This window comes from Marinobacterium aestuariivivens (assembly GCF_042661465.1).
In the GTDB taxonomy this organism is placed as follows: Bacteria; Pseudomonadota; Gammaproteobacteria; order Pseudomonadales; family Balneatricaceae; genus Marinobacterium_A; species Marinobacterium_A aestuariivivens.
In genome coordinates this window covers 529,199-547,039 of sequence record NZ_JBHSWE010000001.1, presented here as the reverse complement: position 1 = coordinate 547,039, position 17,841 = coordinate 529,199, and the positions used below count along the sequence as shown (strand labels likewise).

The following is a 17,841-nucleotide window of genomic DNA, read 5'->3' as shown; positions in this document are numbered from 1 at the left end:
TTATATTGTATCGTTTTTTTGCGGCGGAACGAGCCGCCAGCTGTGAGAGGACCGGCATGAAACGATTGACCCTGACACTGTTGATCGCCCTGGGAGCCCAGGCCCAGGCGGATGAAATGGAACGCCGGCACGGCAGCCACAGTCATGGCGCGGCGCAGCTCGATATCGCCATCGATGGCCCGGTGCTCGAGGCCCGGTTGTTGTCACCGGCCATCAATCTGGTCGGCTTCGAGCATCGGGCGGTGGCGGCGGACGAGCGTCAGCGTGTCGAGCAGGCGGTCGCGACCCTGGAGCAGGGGTACGAGATGCTGCGCCTGTCCGAAGCCGCGCTCTGCCTGCTGGACCGGGCCGAGGTCGAGCAGGCGCTTTTGGACACCGGCGCCGCCGGTCATGACGGTCATGGCGAGCACGAGCACGAGCATGAGCACGAGCACGAACAAGAACAAGAACAAGAACAGGAACACGGTCACGAAGGCGATCACGACGAGCATGATCACGCAGGCGACGAGCCGAATGCGCATGCCGATTTCGAGGTCAGCTACCGCTTCCGCTGCGCCCGTCCCGATAAACTGGATGGCATGAGCGTGGAACTCTTCCACCATTTCCCGGGTCTTGAGTCCCTCAGGGTACAGTTCATCGGCGCCGGACAGCAGGGGCTGACGCTGACCTCCAACCAGACCAGGATCGAGTTCTAGGTAATATGCAGCCCGCAGCCATCGAGATCGAGCAGTTACAGTTTGGCTGGCAACCGGGGAACCCGGTGCTGGAGATAGCGTCGCTGAGGGTCGGACAGGGTGAAAAGCTGTTTGTCCAGGGCCCGTCCGGCAGCGGCAAGAGCACGCTGCTGAGCCTGATCGGTGGCGTGCTGACACCGGACAGCGGTCATCTCAGGGTGCTGGGGCGGGATCTTGGCACTCTGGGGGCGGCGGCGCGGGATCATTTTCGCGCCCATCACCTGGGCGTGATATTTCAGCTGTTCAATCTGCTGCCCTATCTGTCGGTGCTGGAAAACGTGGTGCTGCCCTGCCATTTCTCCCGCCAGCGCAGGGACCGGGCGCTGGCCCGCGCCGACTCCCTCGACGGCGAGGCACGACGCCTGCTCGAGCAATTGCAGCTGTCCGATCCGGCGTTGCTCGCCCGGCCGGTGTCACAACTGTCGATCGGCCAGCAGCAGCGGGTCGCGGCGGCGCGGGCGCTGATCGGCAGCCCCGAGATCCTGATTGCCGACGAGCCGACCTCGGCCCTCGATGCCGACGCCCGCGACGCCTTCATCGAACTGCTGCTGCAGGAGGCGCGATTGCAGGACAGCACCCTGTTGTTCGTCAGCCACGACGGCGCCCTGGCAGGGCATTTCGAGCGCCGGCTCGATCTGGCGGAACTCAACCGGCCGGCGAGGGCGGCCTGATGGCGATCTGGATACTGGCCTGGAAAAGTCTTAAGAACCGCCGCGGCACCGCGTCCCTGACGGTGCTGACGATCGCCGTCAGCGTGATGCTGCTGCTCGGCGTGGAGCAGATCCGCACCGAGACCCGCAACAGTTTCGCCAATACCGTCTCCGGCACGGACCTGATCGTCGGTGCCCGCAGCGGCCAGACCCAGTTGCTACTCTATTCGATCTTCCATATCGGCAATGCCAGCAACAACATCGACTGGCGCAGTTACCGCGAGATCGCCGGTCACCGCCAGGTCGACTGGACGATACCGCTGTCGCTCGGCGATTCGCATCGCGGTTTTCGTGTCGTCGGCACCAGTGCCGCCTTTTTCGAACATTTCCGCTACGGTCGCGGCCGCCCGGTCGAGCTGAGTGACGGTCGCCCCTTCAGCGACCTCCATGATGCGGTGATCGGCGCCGAAGTCGCGGCGAGTCTCGGCTATGAGGTCGGGCAGGAGCTGGTCATCGCCCACGGCCTGGGCAACACCAGTTTCGCCCGCCACGACGACCAGCCGTTTCGGGTCGCCGGTATACTGGCGCGTACCGGCACGCCAGTGGATCGCAGCCTGCTGGTCAGCCTCGAAGCGATCGAGGCGATCCATGTCGGCTGGGAGTCCGGTACCCGACTGCCGGGGCAGAAGATCGGGGATATCCGGCAACAGGACCTGACGCCGAAGCAGATCACCGCCTTTCTGGTCGGTCTGAAGTCGAAACTGGCGACCTTCCAGCTGCAGCGGGCGATCAACGATTATCGCAAGGAGCCGCTTCTGGCGATCCTGCCGGGGGTGGCGCTGGCCGAACTCTGGAGCCTGATGAACGTCGCGGAACGGGCGCTGCTGGCGATTTCGGCCTGCGTCGTTTTCAGCGGCCTCGCCGGACTGCTGACGGTGCTTTTGACCGGGCTCAACGAGCGGCGCCGCGAGATCGCGATCCTGCGCTCGGTCGGCGCCCGGCCCTGGCAGCTGTTGCTGCTGCTGACCAGCGAGGCGGCGCTGTTGACGCTGCTGGGTTGCCTGCTGGGGCTGGCGCTTCTGTATGGCGGGCTCTGGCTGCTGCAGCCGCTGCTGGAGCAGCAGCTCGGGCTGCAGCTGGGGGTCTCGGCACCGACGCTCTGGCAGTGGACGCTGCTGGCAATGGTGCAGGGGGCCGGTATACTCACCGGACTGATTCCGGGCTGGCGGGCCTACCGCTATTCGCTGGCCGACGGCATGAGCATCCGAATCTGAAGAGTTGATGATGAAACGACTGATATCTGTCTGCTGCCTGCTGCTGTGCTGCTGGATCCTGCCGGCCGCCGCGGCCGAGTCGCTCAATGGCCAGCCGGTCGAGACGATCGACTGGGAGGCGCTGATGCCGCAGAATTTCAGTTTCGAGCAGGTCTATGGCAGCGAGGACTTCGGCGATCTCGACGATTTCGATCCCAGGGCCCAGCGCAAGCTCGACGAGATGATGTCCGCGCTGCAGTCGGCGCCGGTGGTGCCGGAGCTGGACGGGCGCATGGTCCGATTGCCGGGTTTCGTCGTGCCGCTGGAAGGTGACGGCCAGACCGTGACCAGCTTCTTCCTGGTGCCCTGGTTCGGCGCCTGCATCCACACGCCGCCGCCGCCGTCGAACCAGATCGTCCATGCCACCTTCGAGCCCGGCACCCGGCTCGAGAACCTCTACGATGCCGTCTGGATCACGGGCGTTCTCACCGTCGAGGCGTTCAGCCATGACCTGGCCTCGGCCGGCTACCGGTTGGAAGCCTACCGCATCGAGCCGTACACGGAATAATGGTGACCGGACCGTGGGGTGCCGGTGACCACCATGGGCGGTGGAAATGCTGTAAACGCAGGAGCGGTTTACAGTGGAGTGCGACGAACCGCACCATCAAGGCCAATGGTGCGCCGCGCTTCGCTTGGCAGCACCCTACGCCTAACGCCTAACGGCTAACGCCTAACGCCTAACGCCTAACGCCTAACGCCTAACGCCTAACGCCTAACGATTCATGTAAAATCTGCGGCTTTCGTCGGCACCGGAGAATGGAATGGAAGCCATCGTCAGCGTCATACTGGAGTCCGGGCGTACCGCCGTCGAACTGGCGCTTTATATCCTGTTGCCGATTCTGGTGGTGATGCTGGCGTTGATGAAGCTGCTCGAGGCCCATGGCGTGCTGGCCTGGGTGGCGAACCGGCTGGCACCGCTGCTGAGGCTGTTCGGGCTGCCGGGACTTGGCATCTTCGCGATGATCAAGCTGCTGCTGGTGAGCTTCTCCGCGCCGGTCGCGACCCTGGCGCTGATGGACCGCAACGGCACCTCGCTGCGCCATATCGCCGCGACCTTCGCGATGGTGCTGACCATGTCCCAGGCCAATGTGGTCTTTCCGATGGTGGCCGTCGGGCTCAACCTGCCGGTGATTCTGGTCACTTCCCTGGTCGGCGGGTTGTTCGCCGCGGCGCTGACCTATTACCTGCTGGCACGCAGTCTTGACGACGGTGCGGAGGGGGATGCCGGCGCCGTCTCGCGCGTGAAGGAACGGCGCAGCACCATGGAGATACTCGCCGACGGCGGCCAGGAGGGCATGAAGATCGCCCTGGCTTCGCTGCCGATGCTGCTGCTGGCGCTCTGTTTCGTCGGCACCCTCGAGGCACTGGGGGCGATACCGTTACTGGGCGCCCTGATGACCCCGCTGCTGAATCTGCTCGGACTGCCCGAGGCGACGGTGCTGCCGATCGTCACCAAGTTCATCGCCGGCGGCACGGCGTTCATGGGCGTGACCCTGGACCTGATGAACCAGGGCCTGATCAGTGCCCACGACCTCAACCGCATGGCGGGGTTCGTCACCCATCCGCTGGACCTGGCCGGGGTGGCGATTCTGGGGGCGGCCGGCAAGCGGGTCGGTGCCGTCGCCCGCGCGGCGGTGCTCGGCGCCCTGGCCGGGATGGTTCTGCGAGGCGTACTGCATCTGCTGATTTTCTGAGAGCGCCCCGGAATTCGCGTCGCTCATTCCAGTCTACGCCTCTACCTAGATGGCATCTCTGTTGTAAACTGAGCGGTTTCGAACGTAGGTTGGAATGATGCCCCGAAGGGGCGAATTCCGACGAATGGAACCCGGCACAGTCCATTTCCAGGAGAATGCGCCCGATGCGGTATCCCGAGACCAAGCTGCCGAAGGTCGGTACCACCATTTTCACCGAGATGTCCCAGCTCGCCGCCAGCCTCGGGGCGATCAACCTGTCCCAGGGCTTTCCCGATTTCGATGGCCCCGCCGCGTTGCGCCGGCGGGTAGCGCACTACATCGAGCAGGGGGCCAACCAGTACGCGCCGATGACCGGGGTGCCCGCGCTGCGCGAGGCCATCGCCGCCAAGTGCGAACGCCTGTACGGTCATCGTCCCTGCAGCGAGACCGAGGTCACCGTGACCTCCGGCGCGACCGAAGCGCTGTTCGCCGCCATCGCGGCGGTGGTGCGCAGTGGCGACGAGGTGATCCTGTTCGACCCCTGCTACGACAGCTACGAGCCCGCGATCGAGCTCAATGGCGGTCGTGCGGTGCGCCTACCGCTGCAGCCGCACGACTTCGGCATCGACTGGCAGCGTCTCGCCGATGCGATCAATCCGCGTACGCGGATGATCATCGTCAACACGCCGCACAATCCGACCGGCAGCCTGCTGACGGCCGAGGACCTCGAGCAGCTGGCGGCCCTGGTGCGCGATACCGATATCCTGCTGATCGGCGACGAGGTCTACGAGCATATCGTCTTCGACGGCCGCACCCACCAGAGCCTGCTCTGCCATGAAGAGCTGGCCCGGCGCAGCTTCGTCGTCTCGTCGTTCGGCAAGACCTATCACTGCACCGGCTGGAAGGTCGGTTACTGCGTCGCACCGGCGTCGCTCAGTGCCGAGTTCCGCAAGGTGCACCAGTACCTGACCTTCAGCACCATCACGCCGGTACAGCTGGCGCTGGCGGATTTCCTCACCGAGGCGCCGGAGCATTATCTCGAGCTGCCAGCCTTCTACCAGGCCAAGCGCGACCTGTTCAACGAGCTGCTCGGGTCCAGCCGGTTCCGATTCACGCCGGCGGCCGGGACCTATTTCCAGCTGGTCGACTACAGCGAGATCAGCGACTTGGCCGATACCGACTTCGCCCGCTGGCTGACCCGCGAGGCCGGCGTCGCGGCGATTCCGGTATCGGTCTTCTGCGAGCAGCCGCTCGAGCGCCGCCTGGTCCGTTTCTGCTTCGCCAAGGGCGAGGCCACACTGAGGAGGCGGCACAGCGTCTATGCAGCATCTGAATCCGACAGACGATCTTCGCGTCAGCCTGGTACAGGCGCCACTGCACTGGCAGGACCCGGACGCCAACCGGCGTCACTTCGAGTCCCTTCTGGCACCGCTTCCCGGCACCACCGACCTGGTGGTGCTGCCGGAGATGTTCACCACCGGTTTCACAATGGCACCCGAAGGGCTGGCCGAGCCGGAGGCGGGGCCGACCCTGGCCTGGCTGCGCGAGCAGGCGGCCCGCCTCGGTGCGGCGATCTGCGGCAGTGTCGTGACGGCGACGGAGCGTGGGCCTGTCAACCGGCTGCTGTTCGTCGAACCGGACGGCCGCCACCAACATTACGACAAGCGCCACCTGTTCCGCATGGCCGGCGAGCACGAGCATTACGCCCCGGGCGAGCGCCGGGTGCTGATCGAGTACCGCGGTTGGCGCATTCTGCCAAGCGTGTGCTATGACCTGCGTTTTCCGGTCTTCCTGCGCAATCGCAACGACTATGACCTGCTGCTCTGCGTCGCCAACTGGCCGGCGCCGCGGCGCCACCCTGGCGGATTCTGCTCCAGGCCCGGGCGGTCGAGAACCTCTGTTACGTCGCCGGTGTCAATCGCATCGGCCAGGACGCCAAGGGTCTCGACTACAGCGGTGACTCGATGCTGGTGGATTTCAAGGGCGTGGCCGTTATCGACCGTCCGGCGGCTGAGGCCTTCGTGGCGACCAAGACCCTCGATGCCGCTGAGCTGGTCCGTTTCCGTGAAGTCTTCCCTGCCTGGCAGGATGCGGATGAATTCCATCTGATGGGCGTGACGGGTGACGCGTAACCCGTCACCGACAGGCTTTCGCCGTCTCGGCCAAATCCCGTACACTATCGGCCCTGCCGCGGGAATCCACTGCGGATCCGGGCTTTGACTGACAACTGAAAGACAGGCGTGGAATGAGCACACTTCCCACCGAGGACATCCTCGATGCCGGCCGCTGGATCGATGCGCAGGGCTGGTGCCCGGCCACCGGCGGCAACTTCTCGCAGCGCAGCGGTGACAACGCTGCGCTGATTACCGCCTCGGGGCGGCACAAGGGTCATCTGACCGGGCAGGACCTGCTGCGCGTGGATCTGGAAGGCAGGGTGCTGGACAGCGATCTGCGCCCCTCGGCCGAAACCCTGCTGCATTGCTGCCTGTACCGTCTCGATGCCGGTATCGGTGCGGTGCTGCATACCCATTCGGTCAACAGCACCGTGCTGTCGCGGCTGACGGCCGGCGACTGGCTCGAGATCGAGGGGTTCGAGATGCAGAAGTCGCTGTCCGGCAACCTGACACACGACGAAGCCATCCGCATCGCCCTGTTCGACAATACCCAGGATATGCAGGCGCTGGCCGCTGCCGTCACCGAGCGCTGGGACCAGGCGCCGTTGAGCTGGGGCCTGCTGGTGCGCGGACACGGGCTCTATGCCTGGGGCCGTGACATGAACGAAGCCCGACGCCACCTCGAAGGGCTGGAATTCCTCTTCGCCTGTGTCCTGGAAATGAAACGTCTCGGAGCCCCTGTATGACCACCACGGCCATCCTGACCGATATTGAAGGCACCACGACCGATATCCAGTTCGTGCATCGGGTGCTGTTCCCCTACGCCTACGAAAAACTGCCGGCCTATCTGCGCGAGCATGCCGGGGAGGCCGCGATCGAATCGATTCTCGAACAGGCGCGGGAAGAGCTCGGCGACATGGAAGCCGACCTCGAAACACTGATAGGCGCCTTTCGCCACTGGATCGAACAGGACCGCAAGGTTACGCCGCTGAAGGCGCTGCAGGGCCTGATCTGGGTCGAAGGCTACCGCAAGGGGGATTTCAAGGGGCATCTGTACGAGGATGCCTGCGAGTACCTGCGCCGCTGGCACGACTCGGGCATCCGTCTTTATGTCTTCTCGTCCGGCTCGGTCAAGGCACAGCAGCTGCTGTTCGGCTACAGCGACTTCGGCGACCTGACGCCGCTGTTCAGCGGCTATTTCGATACCAACACGGGACCCAAGCGCGACGCCGATTCCTATCGTCAGATTGCGGCCTCGATCGGCTGTCCGGCCGAAGAGATTCTGTTCCTGTCCGATGTGGTCGAGGAGCTGGATGCCGCGCGTGACGCGGGCCTGGGTACCTGCCTGCTGGCCCGCGACGAACAGCCCGAAGCGGCTGGCCACCCGGTGGTGCAGCGTTTCGATGAAATAACCGTCTGATCTGAGCAGAGGATTCACGATGAGTGCGATTACCGTTTACCGCGAAGACAATCCGCAGCAGCCGCTGCTTCAGAGCGAACAGGGCGACGAGATCGCCGCGGCTCTGAACGGGATCGGCGTGCGTTTCGAGCGCTGGCAGGCCGACCGCGAGATCACGCCGGGCATGGACCCGGATGAGATCATGGCGGCCTACGACGCCGAGATCCGGCGCCTGAAAGAATCCGAGGGCTATGTCACTGTCGATGTCGTCAGCATGACGGCGGACCATCCGCAGAAGGACGAGTTCCGGCAGAAGTTCCTCAGCGAACACACCCACAGCGAGGACGAAGTGCGGTTTTTCGTCGACGGCGAGGGCATGTTCTATCTGCACTCCGAAGGCAAGGTGTACCAGGTGCTGTGCAGCAGGAATGACCTGATCTCCGTTCCGGCCAACACCACCCACTGGTTCGATATGGGGCCTGAACCGCGCTTTACCGCCATCCGGCTGTTCAACAACCCGGAAGGCTGGGTCGCCAACTTCACCGGCAACGATATCGCCGAGCGTTTCCCGAAGTTCGACGCCTGAAACCTCGATGTACGTTGGAATGATGCCCCGAAGGGGCGAATTCCGACAGGGGGCACGACGGCTGGGGCCTTTTTTCCGGTTTTCCCCTCCCGGAATTCGCCCTGGGCTCATTCCAGACTACGCTGTATCCAATGGACCTTCCCTGGCCAATGAAAGGAGATCGAGATGCGGCTATCCATTACCTCGCTGTCCAACCTGTCCCGGCGCGCCTTCGCCGTCGGCGCCTCCCTCGTCTTAGCGACCTCGCTGTCGGCGCAGCCGATCCTCGAGGGCGATCGCAGCGTGCCTGTCGAAGCCCGCAACGGCATGGTCGTGACCAGTCACTACCTGGCGACCGACGAAGCGCTGAAGGTGCTGGAAGCGGGCGGCAACGCCATCGATGCGGCGGTTACGGCGGCCTTTGCGCTGGCGGTCACCCAGCCGCGTTCGGGCAATATCGGCGGTGGCGGCTTTATGCTGGTATCGTCCGAACAGAAGGAGGAGGTCGTCGCGATCGACTACCGCGAGAAAGCGCCCGCAGCGGCGAGCCGCGACATGTTCCTCGATGCCGAGGGCAACGTCGACAGCGACCGGAGCCGCTATTCCCATCTGGCCGCCGGGGTGCCCGGCACCGTTGCGGGCCTGGCGCTGGCGCTGGAGCGCTACGGTACGCTGTCGCTGGCCGAGGCCCGGCACCGGCCATCCGCCTGGCCGAGGAGGGTTTCGTCATCCCACCGCGCTTCGCCGAGGGGATCCGCAGCAGCGCCGAACGGTTGCAGCAGTTCGAGTCCAGTCGCAAAGTGTTCTTCAAGCCCGATGGCAGCTTCTACGAGCCGGGCGAGCGCTTCGTGCAGAAGGACCTGGCCGCGACTCTGAAGCGGATCGCCGAGCAGGGCGTAAAGGGCTTCTACGAAGGCGAGACTGCCGACCTGATCGTCGCCCAGATGCAGCGTGGCGGCGGCCTGATTTCCCACGAGGACCTGAAGAATTACCAGCCCGCCATTCGCGAACCGGTCAAGGGCAGCTACCGCGGCTACGACGTCTACTCGATGAGCCCGCCGAGCTCCGGCGGTACCCATGTGGTGCAGATCCTGAACATTCTCGAGGGCTATCCGATTGCCGAGAGCGGCCACAACTCGGCCAGGACCCTTCACCTGATGGCCGAAGCGATGAAGCGGGCCTATGCCGACCGTTCGCAGTACCTCGGCGATACCGATTTCGTCGAGGTGCCGGTCGCGGGCCTGATATCCAAGGATTACGCTGCCAGTCTGCGTGAAGGGATCGACCCGATGAAGGCCACGCCGAGCGCCAGTCTCAGGCCCGGCGATCCCGCGCCCTACGAGAGCAACGAAACCACCCATTTTTCGGTGGTCGACAAGTTCGGCAATGCGGTCTCCAATACCTACACCATCAACTTCAGTTACGGCTCCCATATCGTCGTCGACGGTGCCGGCTTCCTGCTCAACAACGAGATGGACGATTTCAGCGCCAAGCCGGGCGTGCCGAACGCCTATGGCCTGATCGGCGGCGAGGCCAACAGGATCGAGCCCAACAAGCGCATGCTCAGCTCGATGTCGCCGACCATCGTCAAGAAGGATGGCAGGAACTTCCTGGTCACCGGCAGCCCCGGCGGTTCGCGCATCATCACCACCACGTTGCAGGTGCTGATGAATGTGATCGATCACAACCTCAATATCCAGGCCGCGGTCAATGCGCCGCGGGTGCATCACCAGTGGCTGCCGGACGAGCTTCGCATCGAGCAGGGCATCAGTCCGGACACCATCGCACTGCTGCAGGGCATGGGCCACGAGGTGGTGCAGAAATCCGCCATGGGGGCGATCCAGTCGATCATGGTGGCCGGGGACGGCACCCTCTACGGCGGCGCCGATCCGCGCCGCAGCACCTCGTCCGCCAAGGGGCTGTAGGGTGGAATGAGCCTGCGAATTCCACCCTGCGATTATCCTCAGCTGAACTATGCTTAGTACCACTTCCAAACGAGTATGGGATCATGGCCAGGGGATATGAACGACATTACGAGCGCCATCACGGCCTGTCGATGTTCGGCAAGGACCTGGTGCGGCGTTGCGGCGCCCATTGCGAGCTCTGTGACGCCCAGGGCGTGAGCCTGAAGGTCTACGAGGTGCCGCCGGTCGGCTCCGAAGCGGATTTCGAACACTGCATCATGGTCTGCGACAGCTGTCTGAAGCAGATACGCAGGCCCGGCAGGCGGGATCCACATCACTGGCGCTGCCTGAATACGGCGGTCTGGAGCCCGGTTCCGGCGGCGCGGGTGCTGGCAATCGCACTGCTCGAGTCCTTTGTCGGCCGAGAGCACTGGGCGCTTCAGCTGCGCGAGCAGCTCTATCTGACGCCGGACGAGCAGGCCTGGATCGACAGCATCGAGCTGTAGGGTGGCAATGAGCGCAGCAAGAAAAATGGGTCGTCCCTGACCCGTGCCATCCGTGGCACCTGGACTCCTGCTAGGACAACGGTGGAAGGGTCTGGGTGGTGGCGGGTGCCCCCTTCCTGATAAGCGAATCAGTCCGTCGATCCTTCCCTGTGGCTGTGCCGGGCGGCATCAAACCGGGATGAGCGGCGTTTAGCCCTCGACCTGCGGATCCCCGGATTCGACCTGGAATTCGTCCGGCGTCAGGAAACCGTCTTGGTTGACGTCGATGGCGGCGAACTGGGCTTCCAGTTCGGGATTGATCGCCGCTTCAGCCTGGCTGATCTTGCCGTCCTGATTGCTGTCGACGCCCTGGAACAGATCGTCCACCGGGTTGGCGTGTACCATGGCAGAAGCGATGAACAGAGCTGTACCGAGCGTGGTTGCAACTTTCTTCATGGGTATCTCCTTCCTACGATGTTTTGGATCAAACAGTTTTGGATAAAACACCCTGGTTTAATCAAACCGCGTGCCAGCTATTTTTATTTTCTTTAAAAACAAAAGGTTGAGTGATGTTTTGTGGTGGCTGGGCGGGGGCTGGGACAGGAAAGCGGGATCATGACGGGAATTGCGTTGCCACAGGCCGACGGCTGCAGGGGGAGTGGCTGTAAAAAGCTTTAAATTCAATAAGTTGGCTTGTAGCGATCGAGAGACGGCCGGGCCCGAGAGAGCCCGGCGCCACGATCAGCGCAGGTGGCTCAGCGAACCTTCGGCCACCTGTTGTGGCGTCAGGATGCCGGTATCGAGGATCCAGCCGGTCACCAGTTGTGCCGGTGTGACGTCGAAGGCCGGGTTGTAGACCGGCGCATCCCCGGGGCTCCAGACGATCTCGCCGAAACTGCCGCCGACGCCGCGCACTTCGTCCGCTGCGCGCTGTTCGATCGGAATGGCGCTGCCGTCCGGGCACTGCGGATCGACGGTGGTATAGGGCGCGACCGCATAGAATGGAATGCCGTGGTAGTGGGCGTTGACCGCCAGCGAGTAGGTGCCCACCTTGTTGGCGAAGTCGCCGTTGGCGGCGATGCGGTCGGCGCCGACCAGCACGCAGTCGATCTTGCCCTGGGCCATCAGCATCGCGGCCATGTTGTCGCAGATCAGGGTATAGGGCACGCCGAGCCTGCGCATCTCCCAGCTGGTCAGGCGGCCGCCCTGCAGCAGCGGGCGGGTCTCGTCGACATAGACATGGATACCCTTGCCCAGACGCTGCGCTTCGCCGATCACGCCGATCGCGGTGCCGACACCGGCGGTCGCGAGGCTGCCGGTGTTGCAGTGGGTCAGAATGGCGCTGCCGGGCCTGATCAGCCCGGCACCCTGTTCGGCCATGCGCCGACAGAGTTCAATGTCCTCGTCGAAGATCGCCTCTGCCGTGGCGCTCAGCGCTGCCGTGCCGTCGCGATGGAGGGTCGCCAGCATCCGGTCCATGCAGTTCATCAGGTTGACCGCCGTCGGGCGTGATTCGCGCAGAGTCTGCGCCGCCTGCTCCAGTGCCGGTACGCCGGTCTCCTGTTCGGCGAGGTGGGCCAACAGCAGGCTGGCACCGATGCCGATCAGGGGCGCGCCACGGATCTGCAGCTTGCGGATCATGGCCACCATGGCCTCGACGGAATCGCAGGGCAGCCAGACTTCGCGGTGCGGCAACTGGTACTGGTCCAGCACCAGCAGCTGGCCGTGCTGATACTTCAGGCTGGTGGCGATCAGGTCTTTCATGGCGTCTTCACAGCGGGGATGGCTAAAGAGGAGGCTAACGATAGCAAAGAGGCCCGGTCGACAACAGCATCAAGAACCTAAAATCGAACCCCGGAATTCGGAACCCGGAATTCGCTTCGCTCATTCCAGGCTACGGCCTCTTAGCTTGCTGTATTGATTGTGATTTGCTTCTATAGCCACTTTTCAACCCTATCTGACGGGCAGAATCCATGACCGACTGCAAATTCGCCGGTGACGCCGAAGTGATCGATTTCGCACGCCGCCATTCGGGCCAGTTCGAAGCGGGCGCAACCCTGAACGTGGAAGAGATCGGCGACGGCAACATCAATTTCGTTTTCCGCGTATTCGAGCCGGGCGGTGCCAGCGTCATTATCAAGCAGGCGCTGCCCTATGTACGCATTATCGGCGAAGGCTGGCCGCTGTCCCAGGACCGCATCCGCATCGAAGCCGAGGCGCTGATGCTGGAGGCCGATTACTGTCCGGACCTGGTGCCCAAGGTCTACCACTTCGACGCCGACCGCTCGGCGATCGTGATGGAGGATATCGGCGCCTACGAAAACCTGCGTCATGCCCTGGTGGCCCGGGCCAGGCTGCCGCATCTGGCCGACCAGCTCGGGCGCTTTTGCGCCGATACCCTGTTCCACACCTCGGACCTCTATCTTGACGCCCACCGCAAGAAAGAGATGGTGGCGCGCTTCATCAATCCGGATCTGTGCAAGATCACCGAGGATCTGTTCTTCTGGGACCCCTATTGCGACCATGAACGCAACAATATCAATCCGTTGATCCATAGTGAGGCCGAGGCGCTCTGGAGCGACGAGCCGCTGAAGCTGGAAGTGGCCCGCCTCAAGCACAGGTTCCTCTGCGCGGCCGAAGCCCTGGTGCACGGCGACCTGCATTCCGGTTCCGTATTCGCCAATGCCGAAGGCACCCGGGTCATCGATCCGGAATTCGCCTATTTCGGTCCGATCGGTTTCGACGTCGGCAGCCTGATCGGCAATCTGCTGCTCAACTATGCCGGTCAGTCGCAGCTGCCGGGCGACGATGCCGAGCGGCAGGCCTATCGCGAGTGGCTGCTGCAGGCCGTCGCGACCTTCTGGAATACCTTCTCGGGCCGGTTCCTCGGCCATATGGAGGCCCATACGGCCGATCCGTCGCTGGATCTGCCGGCCTACCGCGAGGCCCTGCTGGCCGACCTGCTGGCCGACAGCCTCGGCTATGCCGGTACCGAGCTGATTCGTCGTACCATCGGCCTGGCCCATGTGCTGGACCTGGAAGCGATCGAGGATGCGCAGCAGCGCGCCCAGGCCGAAACCCTGGCATTGCGTCTTGGCCGGACACTGATTCTCGAGCGCCGCGCATTCGACAGCATCGAGGCGGTGCTCGAGCGGATCAGGGAATGGGTGACGCGTAACGCGTCACCTGTCACCCGTTTTCGGTGCGCATCACTTCGTTCAGCGGCATCCTACGTCTCGTCGCCGGCCTTGTAGGGTGCTGGTAAGCGCAGCGCACCGCACCGACTGGTGAGTACAGCGAACCGCACCGCAAGGCAACGCGTAACGCGTCACGCCATCCCCAGCGCCATCTCGGCCGGCTCGTAGTCGTAACCCAATGCCTCGCTGACCGCCCGGTAGGTTACCTTGCCGCGGTGAATATTGAGCCCGTTGCGCAGATGCTCGTCGTCCAGCAGCGCCTGACGATGGCCCTTTTCGGCCAGCGCCATCACGAACGGCAGGGTGGCGTTGGTCAGGGCGAAGGTCGAGGTATGGGCCACGGCGCCGGGCATATTGGCAACGCAGTAGTGATTGATGCCGTCGACTTCGAAGATGGGGTCCTGGTGGGTGGTCGGTTTCGAGGTCTCGAAACAGCCGCCCTGGTCGATGGCGACATCCACCAGCACGCTGCCGCGGGTCATGCTGGCGAGCATCGGGCGGGAGACCAGTTTCGGCGCCGCCGCGCCGGGGATCAGCACGGCGCCGATCACCAGGTCCGCCGCACTCACCTGTTCCTCGATCGCATGTGCGTTGGAGTACAGGGTTTTCAGGCGTGGCCCGAACAGGTCGTCGAGCTGCGCCAGGCGCGGCAGTGAGCGATCCAGCACGGTGACGTCGGCGCCGAGGCCCAGGGCCATGCGGGCGGCATTCACGCCGACGACGCCGCCGCCGATAATCACCACCTTGCCCGGCGCCACGCCGGCACCCCGCCCAGCAGCACGCCGCGGCCGCCCTGGGCCCGCTCCAGGGCATGGGCGCCGGCCTGGATCGACATCCGGCCGGCGACTTCGCTCATCGGCGCCAGCAGCGGCAGGCCGCCGCGGGGGCTGGTCACCGTCTCGTAGGCGATGGCAATGGCGCCGGACGCCAGCAGCAGGCGGGTCTGCTCGGGGTCGGGCGCCAGATGAAGATAGGTGAACAGCACCTGGTCCGGGCGCAGCATGCGGCATTCGTCGGGCTGGGGTTCCTTCACCTTGACGATCATCTCGGCACTGTCGAAGATCTCCCGGGCACTGTCGGCGATGCGGGCGCCGGCATCCCGATAGGCCTGGTCGGTCAGGCCGATGGCCAGGCCGCCCTCCGTTTCGATCATCACCTGATGCCCGGCCTGCACCAGTTCGCGCACGCCGGACGGTGTCATACCGATCCTGAATTCGTTGTTCTTGATCTCTCTGGGAACGCCAATCAGCATTTCGATACCCTCCCGGCGGTCCGGCCGCCGCGTTCACTCATCCCTATAGTGTAGGGTGGAATGAGCGAAGCGAATTCCACCGGGTGGCGTTCCACCGGGTGGCGTTCCACCGGGTGGCGCTCCACCGGAGGTGGCGGGAGTGATCCGAAAACACCGGTGGAATTCGCAGGCTCATTCCACCCTACGGGCTGTTTACTGGAAATTGTCGACTGCTTTTAAGGCACCTGCATGCCGCGCTGAACGAACTCGATATGCTCCATGCGCTTCATGTAGTCCCGCACATTGGGATAGCGCTCGGGATCGATCTCCTGGAATTCATAGCGGGCGCACCAGGGATAGATGGCGAAATCGGCGATGCTCAGGTCATCGGCGACGAAGTCGCGGCCGGTCAGCTGTTTGTCGAGCACCCCCAGAGCCGGTTGGCTTCCTTGCGATAGCGTTCGATGGCGTAGGGTACCCGCTCGGTGGCGAAGCGGTTGAAGTGGTGGGCCTGGCCGAGGAAGGGGCCGAAGTTGCCCATCTGCCACATCAGCCACTGCAGTACCCGGTAGCGTGCGCACGGCTCCTGGGGCAGAAAGAGCCCGGTCTTGTCCGCCAGGTAGATCAGAATGGCGCCGCTTTCGAACAGTTCGATCGGTGAGCCGTCGGGGCCTTCCGGGTCGCGGATGGCCGGAATCCGGTTGTTCGGGCTGATTTCGAGAAAGGCTTCGTCGAACTGGTCGCCGGAGGAGATGTCGATGGGGTGGACCCGGTAGGGCAGCCGGACCGCCTCCAGCATAATGGAAACCTTGCGGCCATTGGGGGTGCTCCAGGTGTAGAGTTCGATCATCGTTGCGGATTCCGGCTGACGAAGTGGTTGTAGATCTGTACCAGTTCGTCTTCGGAAAAGCTCACGACGACGAGTTGCTGGCCCGGCTGGATCAGGTCGGGATTCTGGCCCAGCAGGCCCTGACGGTAGTTGTAGATGTAGGTTTCACGCACCTTGTCGTCGAGAATCCGGCCCAGGTAGGAACTGCTGCGGTCCTGTCGGCGCTGATCCGCATCTGCCGGAATCTCGACCTGGATGCGCCCGCCGATGCGGGGCAGGTCCAGGCCTTCGGCGAAACTGTTGATCAGGCCGTTGTTGAGGATGCCCCAGAGCCCCTCCTTGTCGCCCTCGTTCACCGCATGGATGTAGAAGATCTTGCCGCTGGCCCGCTCCGGGTTGTCGAGCAGTTCCTGTAGCGTGATCTGGCCGGCGAGCTGAGGCAGGGTGCCGCGCTGGATGGCTTTGTTGCGGTTGCCTGTCTCCGCAGCGGGGGCGCTCTTGAGCGGCGCCATGTCCACCGCATAGGCGGTGGCGGCAGCGGCGTCGATGAGTTCCGGGCTGATGGCCATTTCCAGCCCGACATCTTCGGACAGCACCTGGCCGTCGGGTAGCGAGAGCAATTGAGAGGCGGTGACGAAGTGGTTGGCGCTGCCGATGCCGATGGGCAGGTCCTGGTCTGCGGTGAGCTGTTCGATATGGCTCCGGGCCTCGCGCCGAACGTCGTCGGAGACGACAGGGCTTTGCGGCGCCTCGCCTGTGCCGGGGTCGAGAAACAGCCAGGCGGCGGTGACGGCCAGTACCACCGTGACGATGAGCAGCAGTCGTTGCATCCGGTACTCCTCCTTAGGGCCGCCGACATCGTATCGGAAGATAATGGCGGGCCGGTAACTGGGGAAAACGTGTGGCTTCCTGGACGGCTGGCCGCTCCACTGTAGAACAGATCGACCGGTGAGAAAAGGGCTGGCCGGTGCGCGAGCGGTCATGCCTGTCGAGGTTCAAGAGCCGGGGGCTCCGCTGTTATACTGGACTGTCCGGTCGGCGCCGGAACAGCAGCAGGAGGACTCATCATGGCCAAACCAGAAACCTCACTCGATTTCGATTCGCTGATGCGCCGTGACGGTGTCGCGCCTATTCGGCACGAGCGGCGGGCGGAGACGGCCCATGCCCGCAATGCCGGTCCTGCCGTGGTCGCCAGGCGCAGGGCGGCCGAGGGCGAGCCGGAAGGCCTGAGCCTGACAATCGGCCTGCGCATCAATCCGCACGATCCGCTGGAGTGGAAGCGGGACGGCGTCCAGGAGGGCGTCTATCGCAACCTTCGGCTGGGTCGCTACAGCCTCGATGCCCGTCTGGAACTGATCCGCAAACCGCTGCCGCTGGCCCGGGATGAATTGCTGAGCTTCGTCCAGCAGTGCATGGAGCTCAATATCCGCAGCTTCATCATCAATCATGGCCGCGGCCGGCACCCTGACGACGCCACCAGTCTGCTGCGCAGCGCGCTGAACCAGTGGCTGCCCCATATCCCCGAGGTCATGGCATTCCATTCGGCCCAGCCCCAGCATGGCGGCCTGGGTGCGCTCTACGTGATGCTCAGGAAAAGCGATGCCCAGCGCCAGGCGAACTGGGAGCAGCATCAAAAGAGACAATAAAACGTGGGAGCGGCGCCCCGCCGCGAACATCGTCGGCACCTTGGGAGCTGCAAAGATATTCGCGGCGGGGCGCCGCTCCTACGACTATACTTTCCGGTCGT

The 17,841-nt window shown here is 64.0% G+C and carries 16 protein-coding genes and 4 pseudogenes; 14 read left to right on the top strand and 6 right to left on the bottom strand.

Annotation, left to right across the window (positions count from 1 at the left end; translation table 11 throughout):
- Nucleotides 1-56: 56 nt before the first annotated feature.
- From ACFQDL_RS02790 to ACFQDL_RS02735, 12 genes and pseudogenes are all read left to right on the top strand, one after another.
- Nucleotides 57-695 (top strand): DUF2796 domain-containing protein, encoded by a 639-nt coding sequence (locus tag ACFQDL_RS02790; protein ID WP_379907733.1) that lies wholly within the window; start codon nucleotides 57-59, stop codon nucleotides 693-695.
- A 5-nt stretch (nucleotides 696-700) separates the two neighbouring features.
- Nucleotides 701-1,405, top strand: a complete 705-nt coding sequence (locus tag ACFQDL_RS02785; RefSeq protein WP_379907732.1) for an ABC transporter ATP-binding protein — start codon at nucleotides 701-703, stop codon at nucleotides 1,403-1,405.
- Nucleotides 1,405-2,658, top strand: coding sequence for an ABC transporter permease (locus ACFQDL_RS02780; protein WP_379907731.1), 1,254 nt, complete (start codon nucleotides 1,405-1,407; stop codon nucleotides 2,656-2,658). The genes ACFQDL_RS02785 and ACFQDL_RS02780 overlap by 1 nt, the downstream gene beginning before the upstream one ends.
- Before the next feature lie 10 nt (nucleotides 2,659-2,668).
- Nucleotides 2,669-3,205 (top strand): DUF3299 domain-containing protein, encoded by a 537-nt coding sequence (locus tag ACFQDL_RS02775; RefSeq protein WP_379907730.1) that lies wholly within the window; start codon nucleotides 2,669-2,671, stop codon nucleotides 3,203-3,205.
- Nucleotides 3,206-3,458: 253 nt separating this feature from the next.
- Nucleotides 3,459-4,391 carry a nucleoside recognition domain-containing protein gene (locus ACFQDL_RS02770; protein ID WP_379907729.1) on the top strand — a complete coding sequence of 311 codons (933 nt, stop codon included), beginning with the start codon at nucleotides 3,459-3,461 and terminating at the stop codon, nucleotides 4,389-4,391.
- A 155-nt stretch (nucleotides 4,392-4,546) separates the two neighbouring features.
- Nucleotides 4,547-5,617 (top strand): annotated as a pseudogene (locus tag ACFQDL_RS02765) (pyridoxal phosphate-dependent aminotransferase); the annotation flags it as partial.
- A 73-nt stretch (nucleotides 5,618-5,690) separates the two neighbouring features.
- Nucleotides 5,691-6,502: pseudogene (locus ACFQDL_RS02760) on the top strand (amidohydrolase).
- 113 nt (nucleotides 6,503-6,615) lie between these two features.
- Nucleotides 6,616-7,230 (top strand): methylthioribulose 1-phosphate dehydratase, encoded by a 615-nt coding sequence (locus tag ACFQDL_RS02755; RefSeq protein ID WP_379907728.1) that lies wholly within the window; start codon nucleotides 6,616-6,618, stop codon nucleotides 7,228-7,230.
- Nucleotides 7,227-7,904, top strand: coding sequence for an acireductone synthase (gene mtnC / locus ACFQDL_RS02750; RefSeq protein ID WP_379907727.1), 678 nt, complete (start codon nucleotides 7,227-7,229; stop codon nucleotides 7,902-7,904). Before ACFQDL_RS02755 ends, mtnC begins: the two co-directional genes overlap by 4 nt.
- Before the next feature lie 19 nt (nucleotides 7,905-7,923).
- Nucleotides 7,924-8,469, top strand: coding sequence for a 1,2-dihydroxy-3-keto-5-methylthiopentene dioxygenase (locus ACFQDL_RS02745; RefSeq protein ID WP_379907726.1), 546 nt, complete (start codon nucleotides 7,924-7,926; stop codon nucleotides 8,467-8,469).
- Nucleotides 8,470-8,634: 165 nt separating this feature from the next.
- Nucleotides 8,635-10,373, top strand: a pseudogene (gene ggt, locus ACFQDL_RS02740) (gamma-glutamyltransferase).
- 83 nt (nucleotides 10,374-10,456) lie between these two features.
- Nucleotides 10,457-10,858 carry a phnA protein gene (locus ACFQDL_RS02735; protein ID WP_379907725.1) on the top strand — a complete coding sequence of 134 codons (402 nt, stop codon included), beginning with the start codon at nucleotides 10,457-10,459 and terminating at the stop codon, nucleotides 10,856-10,858.
- 189 nt (nucleotides 10,859-11,047) lie between these two features.
- On the opposite strand, the gene ACFQDL_RS02730 is transcribed toward ACFQDL_RS02735, so the two are convergent.
- Complete coding sequence (locus tag ACFQDL_RS02730) at nucleotides 11,048-11,293, bottom strand: EF-hand domain-containing protein (RefSeq protein ID WP_379907724.1); 246 nt, start codon at nucleotides 11,291-11,293, stop codon at nucleotides 11,048-11,050.
- 285 nt (nucleotides 11,294-11,578) lie between these two features.
- A complete protein-coding gene (gene mtnA, locus ACFQDL_RS02725; protein ID WP_379907723.1) occupies nucleotides 11,579-12,601 on the bottom strand; it encodes an S-methyl-5-thioribose-1-phosphate isomerase in 1,023 nt (340 codons plus the stop codon).
- Nucleotides 12,602-12,810: 209 nt separating this feature from the next.
- On the opposite strand from mtnA, the gene mtnK reads away from it, so the two are divergent.
- Nucleotides 12,811-14,091 (top strand): S-methyl-5-thioribose kinase, encoded by a 1,281-nt coding sequence (mtnK, locus tag ACFQDL_RS02720; RefSeq protein ID WP_379907722.1) that lies wholly within the window; start codon nucleotides 12,811-12,813, stop codon nucleotides 14,089-14,091.
- A gap of 74 nt (nucleotides 14,092-14,165) precedes the next feature.
- Here the strand turns inward: mtnK and ald are convergent.
- The 4 genes and pseudogenes from ald to ACFQDL_RS02700 form a co-directional block, all read right to left on the bottom strand.
- Nucleotides 14,166-15,286 (bottom strand): annotated as a pseudogene (ald, locus tag ACFQDL_RS02715) (alanine dehydrogenase).
- Between the two features lie 215 nt (nucleotides 15,287-15,501).
- Entirely contained in the window at nucleotides 15,502-15,693 is a 192-nt protein-coding gene (locus tag ACFQDL_RS02710; RefSeq protein ID WP_379907721.1) for a glutathione S-transferase C-terminal domain-containing protein, read from the bottom strand.
- Nucleotides 15,675-16,115 carry a glutathione S-transferase N-terminal domain-containing protein gene (locus ACFQDL_RS02705; RefSeq protein WP_379907720.1) on the bottom strand — a complete coding sequence of 147 codons (441 nt, stop codon included), beginning with the start codon at nucleotides 16,113-16,115 and terminating at the stop codon, nucleotides 15,675-15,677. Before ACFQDL_RS02705 ends, ACFQDL_RS02710 begins: the two co-directional genes overlap by 19 nt.
- Nucleotides 16,112-16,924, bottom strand: coding sequence for a hypothetical protein (locus ACFQDL_RS02700; protein ID WP_379907719.1), 813 nt, complete (start codon nucleotides 16,922-16,924; stop codon nucleotides 16,112-16,114). Before ACFQDL_RS02700 ends, ACFQDL_RS02705 begins: the two co-directional genes overlap by 4 nt.
- Nucleotides 16,925-17,161: 237 nt before the next feature.
- Here ACFQDL_RS02700 and smrA point away from each other — a divergent pair, with 237 nt between their 5' ends.
- Complete coding sequence (gene smrA / locus ACFQDL_RS02695; protein WP_379907718.1) at nucleotides 17,162-17,740, top strand: DNA endonuclease SmrA; 579 nt, start codon at nucleotides 17,162-17,164, stop codon at nucleotides 17,738-17,740.
- The last annotated feature ends 101 nt before the right edge of the window (nucleotides 17,741-17,841 follow it).